Origin of the sequence: Pseudomonas fontis (assembly GCF_028656955.1) — a bacterium.
GTDB lineage: Bacteria > Pseudomonadota > Gammaproteobacteria > Pseudomonadales > Pseudomonadaceae > Aquipseudomonas > Aquipseudomonas fontis.
Genome location: NZ_JAMDGY010000084.1, coordinates 36661 through 46663, shown reverse-complemented (window position 1 = coordinate 46663; position 10003 = coordinate 36661). Strand labels below are relative to the sequence as shown.

9 protein-coding genes are annotated in these 10003 nt (G+C 63.4%); 5 read left to right on the top strand and 4 right to left on the bottom strand.

The genetic code is table 11. The features are described 5' to 3' along the window. The 4 genes from M5G11_RS22495 to M5G11_RS22480 form a co-directional block, all read left to right on the top strand. A partial coding sequence (locus M5G11_RS22495) for a transposase (RefSeq protein WP_273925369.1) occupies positions 1 to 334 on the top strand: 334 nt, incomplete at its 5' end. Positions 335 to 515: 181 nt separating this feature from the next. After that, positions 516 to 2636 carry a putative bifunctional diguanylate cyclase/phosphodiesterase gene (locus M5G11_RS22490; RefSeq protein ID WP_273913720.1) on the top strand — a complete coding sequence of 707 codons (2121 nt, stop codon included), beginning with the start codon at positions 516 to 518 and terminating at the stop codon, positions 2634 to 2636. Between the two features lie 38 nt (positions 2637 to 2674). Continuing rightward, entirely contained in the window at positions 2675 to 3175 is a 501-nt protein-coding gene (locus M5G11_RS22485; RefSeq protein ID WP_273913719.1) for a M48 metallopeptidase family protein, read from the top strand. Between the two features lie 17 nt (positions 3176 to 3192). Then, positions 3193 to 3489 carry a winged helix-turn-helix domain-containing protein gene (locus tag M5G11_RS22480; protein ID WP_273913718.1) on the top strand — a complete coding sequence of 99 codons (297 nt, stop codon included), beginning with the start codon at positions 3193 to 3195 and terminating at the stop codon, positions 3487 to 3489. 66 nt (positions 3490 to 3555) lie between these two features. Here M5G11_RS22480 and M5G11_RS22475 read toward each other — a convergent pair whose 3' ends face one another. After that, positions 3556 to 4008 carry a GNAT family N-acetyltransferase gene (locus M5G11_RS22475; RefSeq protein WP_273913717.1) on the bottom strand — a complete coding sequence of 151 codons (453 nt, stop codon included), beginning with the start codon at positions 4006 to 4008 and terminating at the stop codon, positions 3556 to 3558. A gap of 247 nt (positions 4009 to 4255) precedes the next feature. Here M5G11_RS22475 and M5G11_RS22470 point away from each other — a divergent pair, with 247 nt between their 5' ends. Beyond that, on the top strand, positions 4256 to 4993 hold the full coding sequence (locus M5G11_RS22470) for a substrate-binding periplasmic protein (protein WP_273913716.1): 738 nt from the start codon (positions 4256 to 4258) through the stop codon (positions 4991 to 4993). Here M5G11_RS22470 and yccS read toward each other — a convergent pair whose 3' ends face one another. The 3 genes from yccS to dbpA form a co-directional block, all read right to left on the bottom strand. Next, on the bottom strand, positions 4994 to 7177 hold the full coding sequence (yccS, locus tag M5G11_RS22465) for a YccS family putative transporter (protein WP_273913722.1): 2184 nt from the start codon (positions 7175 to 7177) through the stop codon (positions 4994 to 4996). Between the two features lie 119 nt (positions 7178 to 7296). Further along, complete coding sequence (locus M5G11_RS22460; protein ID WP_273913715.1) at positions 7297 to 8478, bottom strand: BaiN/RdsA family NAD(P)/FAD-dependent oxidoreductase; 1182 nt, start codon at positions 8476 to 8478, stop codon at positions 7297 to 7299. A 129-nt stretch (positions 8479 to 8607) separates the two neighbouring features. After that, the gene (gene dbpA, locus M5G11_RS22455; protein ID WP_273913721.1) at positions 8608 to 9945 is read right to left on the bottom strand and encodes an ATP-dependent RNA helicase DbpA; all 1338 of its coding nucleotides are present in this window, start codon (positions 9943 to 9945) and stop codon (positions 8608 to 8610) included. Between the last annotated feature and the right edge of the window lie 58 nt (positions 9946 to 10003).

Below are 10003 nucleotides of genomic sequence, written 5' to 3'. Positions count from 1 at the left end.
TGCTGAACTGGGTGATCCTACGGAGTTTCGCAGCGCCCGCGCGGTCGTTTCATTTGCGGGTTTGAACCCACAGCTGGCGGAGTCTGGGACCTTCAAAGGCCGAACCCCGATCAGTAAGGCAGGCTCAGGGCGCATACGTAAGGCGTTGTATCTACCCAGCATCACAGCAATGAACATGAGTGAGCCAATGATGGCGATGAAGGCCCGTTTGAAGGCTAAAGGAAAAGCGGGCAAGCAGATCGTCTGTGCCGTGATGCGCAAAATGCTGCATATCGTCTTTGGGGTGCTGAAATCGGGACAACCTTATGACCCGAAGTTAGCACTTGCCCGGTGACGGGCAAGACGGTATCTACAGGTTTGAGGTGATTTTGGGATCCAATTTATACCGTTAGTCGGTAAAACCCGGATTATGGCGGTGATGGCATTGTGCTTACTTCAGCTTTGGGTCAGCCAGGTCTAGAGTGAAGCTTCAAATTTCTACCGAAATCTGACGTCGGTGCCAGAAGAGAAGCAGCATGGATTGCGCGCAAACTCAGACTCACGAAGACAGCTCGGTGCTACTGGTCGTCGACGACTACCCGGAAAACCTGATCAGCATGCGAGCCTTGCTTGCACGTCAGGACTGGCAGGTGTTGACCGCCAGCTCCGGCACGGAAGCCCTCAGTGCCTTGTTGGAACACGAAGTGGACCTGGTCCTGCTGGATGTGCAGATGCCCGGCATGGACGGTTTCGAGGTCGCCCGCCTGATGCGCGGCAGCCAGCGAACGCGGCTGACCCCGATCATCTTCCTCACGGCCAATGAACAGACCCAGGCCGCGATGCTCAAGGGCTATGCCAGCGGCGCAGTCGACTACCTGTTCAAACCCTTCGACCCACAAATCCTCAAACCCAAGATCCAGGCCCTGCTTGAACAGCAGCGCAACCGCCGCGCCTTGCAGCAACTGAGCCGCGACCTGGAAGCCGCCCGGGCCTTCAACGCCTCGGTGCTGGAAAACGCCGCCGAAGGCATTCTGGTGGTGGGCGAGGACGGCAGCATCCGCTTTGCCAACCCGGCCATCTCGCGCCTGCTCGAAGCCCCGGTCGAAGCCTTGCAAGGCACCGACCTGCTGGGCTTTGTGCAGTCCCCCGGGGCCACCTTGTGGCGTGAGTCCGCCTTCTACCAGGCGTACCTGGAACGCAGCATCTACCGGCTGCACGACGCGGTGTTGCGCACGGCCTCGGGCCGCGCACTGCCGGTGACCTTGTCGTGCGCCGCGTTGCCTGGCGAGCAGCACGCCATGGTGGTTACGGTGCTGGACATGTCGGTGGTGCGCAACCTGCACCAGCAGTTGGAATACCAGGCGGTGACCGACCCGCTGACCGGCCTGCTCAACCGTCGCGGCTTCTACCAGGCGGCGGAAAGCTCGCTGCTGCGCAGTGAGCATTCGCAAAAGTCCCAGGCCCTGATGTACCTGGACCTGGACGGTTTCAAGCGGGTCAACGATTCCCTCGGCCATGAAGCCGGTGACCGCGTATTGCACTGGGTCGCCGACCAGCTCAAGGAATGCCTGGGCGCCCATGGCATCCTCGGGCGCATGGGCGGTGATGAATTCACCGCGCTGCTCGATACCCTGGAACACCCCGAACATGCGGCGCGCTTTGCCGAACGCCTGATCGAGCGCATGTCCATCTGCCAGCAGATCGACGGCCTGGACATCACCCTGGGGGTCAGCATCGGCATTGCCACCTACCCGGATTGCGGCGCCCATATCGACAGCCTGCTACGCGCTGCCGACACCGCCATGTACGCTGCCAAGCAGGCCGGGCGCCAGCAGTACCGTTATTACGATCAGGATTTGAATGGCCGTGCGCGCTCGCGCCTGATGCTGGAAAACAGCGTGCGCGATGCCATCGAGGACCAGGACTTCAGCCTGGTCTACCAGCCCCAGGTGGCCTTCAGCGATGGGCATTTGCGCGGCTTCGAGGCGTTGTTGCGCTGGCAGCACCCCAGCGTCGGCGATGTGCCGCCAGGGCTGTTCATTCCGCTGCTGGAGGAAGCCCGGCTGATTTCCCGCCTGGCCAGCTGGATCTACCGCCAGGGCGCGGCGCAGCGGCGCAGTTGGTGCGAGCGTTTCGAGGACAAGCTGGTACTGGGCATCAGCCTGAGCCGCGTGCAATTTGCCATGCCCAACCTGGTCGAGGAGCTGGAGCGGGTAATCATCAGCAACGGCCTGTCGCCGTCGCAGCTGGAGGTGGAGATCGCCGAGACCTCGCTGATGTACAACATCGATGCGGCGTTCAAGCAACTGAACAAGCTGCGCGAATTGGGGGTCAGGGTGGCGCTGGATGACTTCGGCGCCGGTGACTGCTCGCTGCGCATGCTGCGTGACCTGCCCATCGACACGCTCAAGCTCGACCGCCACATGGTCGCGCGCCTGCCCGGCTCCAGTGCCGATGCGGCGATGGTCAAATGCGTGATCGAGTTGTGTCGCCAGTACGGCCTAACGGTGATTGCCGAGGGCGTCGAGACCCTGGCCCAGGCGCGCTGGTTGCAAGCCAACGGCTGTGAATATGCCCAGGGTTTCCTGGTCGCCAGGCCGATGGTGGCGAACGAGGCGTGGGCGTTCCCGGGGTTTTTCGAGTGGCCGCCGGATTAGTTGGGTAGACTGGCGCTTTCACCCAGCCAACTTGCCCGATGACCGCCCTCAAGTACCTGCAAGCCTACCCCGCCAACCTGCAAGATCAGGTGCGCCAGCTTATCGCCCAGAATCGCCTGGGTGACTACCTGCAGCAACGCTACCCCGAGCGCCACCCGGTGCAGAGCGACAAGGCGCTGTACGGCTATGTGCAGGGCTTGAAGCAGGAACACCTGCGCAATGCGCCGAACCTGGACAAGGTGCTGTTCGACAACCGCCTGGACCTGACGCATCGTGCCTTGGGTTTGCACACCGCGGTCTCGCGGGTGCAGGGTGGCAAGCTCAAGGCGAAGAAGGAAATCCGCATTGCCTCGCTGTTCAAGGAGGCGGCGCCGCAGTTTTTGAAGATGATCGTGGTGCATGAGCTGGCGCACTTGAAGGAAAGCGATCACAACAAGGCGTTCTACCAACTCTGCGAGTACATGCAGCCCGGCTATCATCAGCTGGAGTTTGACCTGCGCGTTTACCTGACCTGGCGAGACCTGCCAGGGGCCGACTGACAGACAAGGACCTGCCGATGGACGTAAGCAAGACCAAGACCAGTTTTTACCGCCGGCTGTATGTCGCCTGGCTGATCGACAGCCAGACCGCCAGCAGCGTGCCGGCCCTGATGGAGGCCACGGGCATGCCGCGGCGCACCGCCCAGGACACCATTGCTGCCCTGGCGGACCTGGATATCGTCTGCGAGTTCGAGCAGCAGGAAGGCGCGCGCAACCATGCCGGGCATTACCGGATCAGGGATTGGGGCGCGATCGACAAGGGCTGGATTACCCAGCATTTGCGCATGATCAAGGAAGTGCTGGGCTACCCTTGAGGGCCCTGTCGCGGGACGCGCCCGCTCCTACCATTCCTGTAGGAGCGGGCTCGTCCCGAGATGCTTTCAGCCGCGACGCATGCCGATGTGAGGAATATCATCCTCAAGGTATTCCTCACCCACCACTGTAAATCCGTGGCGGGCGTAGTAACCCTGCAAATGCGCCTGCGCCGACAGGAACACCGGCACCCCCGGCCAGTTCTCTTCGGCAAACGCCAGGCCTCTCTCCATCAACAGGTGCCCCAACTGCTGGCCCCGCGCCTGTGGCGCGATCACCACGCGGCCGATCACCACGTCGCCACCTTGTGATTCCGGGTCCAGCAAGCGCAAGTAACCCGCCAGCTCATCGTCCTGCCAGGCCATCAAATGGCAGGTATCGCCGCTCAAGTCCTGACCGTCGGTCTCCAGGTAGGCGCATTTCTGCTCCACCACGAATACTTGCGTGCGCAACGCCAGAATCGCGTAGAGCTGCTCCTTGCCCAGGTCGGTGTGATGCTTGCAAATCCAGTCGGTACTCATGGCGTTTCTCTCGCTCGTGATGCCCCGATCATAACCATTGCGACCGCCCACGGCGATGACCGCAGAACTGCCATGGATCAAGGCATATGTGAATCCGCGCAAAATAGCGGCGCTTGGCCATTACCGAAAGCTGCCCGGATCGCGGAACTTTGTGTAATCTCAGCGGGCAACCTAGAGTTCTGACACTACAAAAAAATCAGGCAGTCGAACATCGCTGCGGACTTCGTCTCCGCTAAAGGATTTGAGCATGCGGCCACTGCTCCGAGTCTTGGGTTTGCTGGGTATGTTGTCGATTGCCCATACGGCGCAGGCCGAAAAACTGAAACTGGTGGCGGATGCCTGGCCACCCTTTACCGGCGCCAACCTGACTGATGGCGGCGTGGCAACGGCTATTGTCAGCACGGCGCTGCAACGCGCCGGGTTTGCCAGCGAGTTTGAAGAAGCCCCCTGGGCGCGGGCGCTCATGGGGATCGGCGAAGGCCGCTACGATGTCCTGGTGAACGCCTGGTACAACGATTCGCGCACGCTGATCGGGCAGTTTTCCGCAGGCTACCTGACCAACCGCATTCGCCTGCTCAAGCGCAAGGGCGAGGAGGTGACCTACAACCGTCTGGGCGACCTCTACAGCTACCCCATCGCGGTGGTGCGCGACTACGCCTACACCCCCAGGTTCGATGCCGACCTCAAGTTGCAGAAAGTCCCGGTGCGCAATTTTTCAGTGGCGGTGGTCATGCTGGCCGCCGGCCGGGTCGACCTGACGCTGGAAGACGAATACGTCGCGCGCTATTACCTGCAGCGCGAACCGGCGGGGGTGCGTGACGGCGTCGAGTTCTTCGGCAAGCCGATCAGCGAGAACAGCCTGCATATCCTGGTCAGCCTGAAAAACCCCAAGCACGAGCAGATCGTCGCCGGCTTCGACCAGGCGATTGCCGCCATGAAGGCCGATGGCAGCTATGCCGCGTTGCTGAAGAACCACGGCCTGTAATCAGGCCGGGGCGTCTTCCTTGATCAGGTGCGCGGCCAGGGTGCGCAGCGGGCCGAGTTGACGGCCGATCAAGGCGAGCTGGGTCTGCACCAGGCGCTGGTTCTCGTCCATCTCTTCCGGCATCTGCTCCAGGGTACTGGCCAGCGCTTCCTCGGCGTCACTGTGGATGGCCACCGGGGTCTTGCTGGCCAGGCCGCTGGCAATCTCGTCCAGGCTCGCCGCCAGGCTGGCCGCCGCGCCATCGATCAATTGCTCGTGGACCTCGGGTGCCAGTGGGCTGTCGCGGTGCGCGCCCAGGCCCGACAGGTAGCTGAGCAAAGTGTGCGAAAGCACCAGGAAACGAAAGCCCACATCCGCTTCCTTGCGGAAGTGCCCAGGCTCCATGAGCATGTTGGCCAGGGTCGTCGACAGCGCCGCATCGGCGTTGTGCGCGTTGCGCCGGGCCAGGCGGTAGGCGAGGTCGTCGCTCTTGCCCTGGGCGTACTGCTGCATGATCTGGCGCAGGTAGGTGCTGTTGCAGCTCAGGGTATTGGCCAGCACCTTGTTCAGCCGCCGGCCCTGCCAGTCCGGGAGGAACAGGAACACCGCCAGAATCGCGATCAGCCCGCCCACCAGGGTATCGAACAGGCGCGGCAGGAACAGCCCGTAGCCGTCGCCGGTCTGGTTGAAGCAGAACAGCACCATCAGGGTGATCGAGGCCGTGGCCAGGGTGTAGCGGGTGGTGCGGTTGACGAAGAACACCACCCCGGCCGCCACTGCAAACAGCGACTGGATCACCGCGCTGGGGAACAGGTCGAACAGCGCCCAGCCTACGGTCAGGCCGATGCTGGTGCCGATCATCCGCTGCACCAGTTTGCGCCGGGTGGCGCCATAGTTGGGCTGGCAGACGAATAGCGTGGTGAGGATGATCCAGTAGCCCTGGGTCGGGTGGATCAAATGCACCATGCCATAGCCGATCGACAAGGCCAGCGGCAGGCGCAGGGCATGGCGGAACAGCAGCGAGGTGGGCGTGAGCTGCTGGCGCAGGCGGCTCCAGACGTCCTTGAGGTTGCGCGGCGAGCGGTCTAGCAGGCTCGAATCGCTGTTGTCGGCGAGGTTGTCCGGGTTGCTCGCATCGCTGAGCAAACGGTCGAGGGTCGCCAGGTTCGCCGCCAGTGCCCGCAGCGAACGCAGCAGGCTGCGCCAGGCCGGGTTGCTCTGGATGCGCAGGTGTTCGAGCGAGGCGTGCAGGTCCTCCAGGGCGGCGGCAAAACTGGTGTCGTAGACGAACGGCTGGCGCAGCTGGATCGACTCCGACAGCTGCTGGCAGGCCACGCCTTGCTGGCGCAGCAGGCGCTGGCAGCGGAACAGTACGTCACTGTGGAAGAACGCGTCGGTCAGCGCGTTGTACGGGTAGTGCGAGGAGCTGGCGCGCTCGTGGATGTCCTGGGCGAGGAAGTACAGCTTCAGGTAGCGGCTGACTTTCGAGCCTGGCCGGCCATTGCCGACCCGGTGCAGGATGATCTCCTTGGCGGCGTTCAGCGCCGCCACTACCTTGCCATTTTGCTGGGCCAGTTCCAGGCGCCGGGCCTCGACGTCCAGCTGGCGGATCGGCTCGAACAGGGTCGCCTTGAGCTTCAGGTAGCGGCCCAGTTCGCGAAACAACCGGGCCAGGCTCTGCTGCACCGGCTGGTTGGAGAACAGCGCCTGCCAGAGGACCGACAAGAAACCATACCAGGCGGCGCCGGCCACCAGCAGCAATGGTTCGTGCCAGAAATCGGTGACTTCGCCGCCGCGCTGGTCCACCCCGATCATGGTGTACACCGAGAGGATCAGGGTGGCCGAGGCAATCGCGCCATAGCGTTCGCCCAGCGCCCCGAGCATGGTCAGGCCGAAGGCCGCCAGAGCCATGGCGCAGACAAAGACAATCGGGTAGGGGAACAGCAATTCCACCGAGAGCGCGGCGACGGTGAAGCACACCAGGGTCACGGCCAGGGCGTTGAGCCGGCCTTGCCAGCTGTCGTCGGTTTCCGCCAGGGCGCTGGCGATAATCCCCAGGAACAACGGGATCAGCAGGCTCATCTGGTCCAGGTACCAGCACAGCGCCATGCTGCCGGTAAGGGCGATGAGTACCCGGATGCTGTAGCTGAATTTGTCCAGGGCCCACAGACGGCGGAGCGATTGGCTGAACGAAGACGATGACATGATGGGCGGCAGGCCTTGGGCGATGATCGAAATTGAGCCGGTCACGGCGACGGTAGGCCGCCGCCGTGGTTACTTGCCAGCAAAATTTGTTCCGTGATGCGCGAATTCTACCGCGAAGGTTAGACGAACTGCGCGGCCGCGTAAGCCGAGGCCCAGGCCCACTGGAAGTTGAAGCCGCCGAGGTGGCCGCTGACGTCGAGCACTTCACCGATGAAGTACAGGCCAGGGCTTTTCAGCGACTCCAGGGTCTTGGAGGAGACCTCGCGGGTATCCACGCCGCCCAGGGTGACTTCGGCGGTGCGGTAGCCCTCGGTGCCAGCCGGCACGACCTGCCAGGCCGAAAGTTTCTCCGCGACCTGGGCGAGCTCGCCCGGGGTGTACTGCTTCATCGGCTTGGAGACGAACCAGTGCTCGGCCAGCAGGTTGGCCATCTTCTTGGTGAAGAGTTCGCCCAGCAGGGTTTTCAGCTCGCTGTTCGGCCGTTCGGCTTGCTGCTGTTGCAGCCAGGCGAGGGCGTCGTGGTCGGGCAGCAGGTTGATCTCGACGGTGTCGCCGCTGTCCCAGAACGAGGAAATCTGCAGGATCGCCGGGCCACTCAGGCCGCGGTGGGTGAACAGCAGGTTCTCGCGAAAGCTGCTGCCGTTGCAGCTGGCGATGCAGTCCACGGAGCTGCCGGACAGTTCCGTGCAGATGCCCTTGAGCACCGGCTCGGTGATGGTGAACGGCGCCAGCGCGGCGCGGGTCGGCAGCAGGCTGTGGCCGAACTGCTTGGCCACCTGGTAGCCGAAGCCGGTGGCGCCCAGGGTCGGGATCGACAGGCCGCCAGTGGCAATCACCAGTGACTGGCACTGGAACTTGCCGGCGCTGGTTTCCAACAGGTAACCGGCTTCGAGCTTCTCAATCTGCTCGATGCGCGTATCCATGCGCAGCTCGGCGCCGGCCTTGCTGCACTCGCTCAGGAGCATGTCGAGGATGTCGCTGGACTTGTTGTCGCAGAACAGCTGGCCGAGTTTTTTCTCGTGATAGGGCACGCCGTGCTTGCCGACCATCTCGATGAAATCCCACTGGGTGTAGCGGGCCAGGGCCGACTTGCAGAAGTGCGGGTTCTGCGAGAGGAAATTATTGGGCTCGGTGTACATGTTGGTGAAGTTGCAGCGGCCGCCGCCGGACATGAGGATCTTCTTGCCCGGTTTGTTGGCATGGTCGAGCAACAGCACCTGACGGCCACGGTAGGCGGCGCTCAGGGCGCACATCAGGCCGGCGGCGCCAGCGCCGATGATGATGACTTCGGTGGAACGCACAGCGGTAATCCTCGGAATCGGTGGTGAAGCTATCGCTGGCAAGGCCAGCTCCCACAGGGGTGTATGCAATCACCCGAACCTGTGGGAGCCGGCCTTGCCGGCGAAGAGGCCCTCAAGAACAGCAACGTATCAAACGATCCGCACACGCAGCGCACGGCCCTTGATCTTGCCGCTGCTCAAGCGTTGCAGCGCCTGCTTGGCAACCCCGCGTTCCACGGCTACGAAGGCGTGGAAGTCGAAGATCGCGATCTTGCCGACCTGGGCACCAGGGATCCCGGCATCGCCGGTCAGGGCGCCGAGAATGTCGCCTGGGCGCAGTTTGTCTTTACGGCCAGCACCGATGCACAGCGTGCTCATTACCGGGACCAGCGGGGCACCACCCTGGCTCTTCAAGCCATCCAGCGGCTCCCAGCGCAGCGGTGCTTTCTGCATCACTTCGATGGCCTGGGCGCGATGGCCTTCGGACGGGGCGACCAGGCTGACGGCAAGGCCTTTCTCGCCAGCGCGGCCGGTACGGCCGACGCGGTGCACGTGAATTTCCGCATCACGGGCCAGTTCGACGTTGATCACCATGTCCAGCGCGTCGATATCCAGGCCGCGCGCGGCCACATCGGTGGCGACCAGCACGGACAGGCTGCGGTTGGAGAACAGGGTCAGGACCTGGTCGCGGTCACGCTGTTCCAGGTCGCCGTGCAGCGAGTCGGCGGCAATGCCTTTGGCTTGCAGGTGCTCGACCAGCTCCTGGCACTGCTGCTTGGTGAAGCAGAACGCCACGCACGATTGCGGGCGGAAGTGGCCCAGCAGCTTGGTCACCGCTTCCATGCGCTGTTCCGGGGCGATCTCGTAGAAATGCTGTTCGATCTGGCTGTCGGCGTGCAGCGCTTCGACCTTGACCTGCTGCGGGTTGCGCATGAACGCCGAGGCCAGCTGCTTGATCCCACTCGGGTAGGTGGCGGAGAACAGTAGGGTCTGGCGACGCTCCGGAGTCTGCCCGAGGATGTCGGCGATGGCGTCGTAGAAGCCCATGTCGAGCATGCGGTCGGCTTCATCGAGCACCAGGGTGTTGAGCCCGTCGAGCACCAGGGTGCCCTTGCTCAAGTGCTGCTGCACGCGGCCCGGGGTGCCGACGATGATGTGCGCGCCGTGCTCCAGCGAAGCGATCTGCGGGCCGAGCGAGACACCGCCACACAGGGTCAGGATCTTGATGTTGTCTTCGGAACGGGCCAGACGGCGCAGCTCTTTGGCGACCTGGTCAGCCAGCTCGCGGGTCGGGCACAGCACCAGGGCCTGGCAGCCGAAGTAGCGCGGGTTGATCGGGTTGAGCAGGCCGATGCCGAAGGCGGCGGTCTTGCCACTACCGGTCTTGGCCTGGGCAATCAGGTCCATGCCCTTGAGGATGACCGGCAGGCTTTGCGCCTGGATCGGGGTCATCTGGGCATAGCCGAGGGCTTCCAGGTTGGCCAGCATGGCGGCGGACAGCGGCAAGGTGGCGAATTCGGTGGCGATGGTGGTCACGAGGCGGGCC

Excerpts from the sequence above, each read along its gene's own strand:
- M5G11_RS22475 (WP_273913717.1), bottom strand. The coding sequence starts at position 4,008 with ATGAGTACCGACTGGATTTGCAAGCATCACACCGACCTGGGCAAGGAG.
- dbpA (WP_273913721.1), bottom strand. The coding sequence starts at position 9,945 with ATGCTGGCCAACCTGGAAGCCCTCGGCTATGCCCAGATGACCCCGATC.
- M5G11_RS22485 (WP_273913719.1), top strand. The coding sequence starts at position 2,675 with ATGACCGCCCTCAAGTACCTGCAAGCCTACCCCGCCAACCTGCAAGAT.
- M5G11_RS22490 (WP_273913720.1), top strand. The coding sequence starts at position 516 with ATGGATTGCGCGCAAACTCAGACTCACGAAGACAGCTCGGTGCTACTG.
- M5G11_RS22480 (WP_273913718.1), top strand. The coding sequence starts at position 3,193 with ATGGACGTAAGCAAGACCAAGACCAGTTTTTACCGCCGGCTGTATGTC.
- yccS (WP_273913722.1), bottom strand. The coding sequence starts at position 7,177 with ATGTCATCGTCTTCGTTCAGCCAATCGCTCCGCCGTCTGTGGGCCCTG.
- M5G11_RS22470 (WP_273913716.1), top strand. The coding sequence starts at position 4,256 with ATGCGGCCACTGCTCCGAGTCTTGGGTTTGCTGGGTATGTTGTCGATT.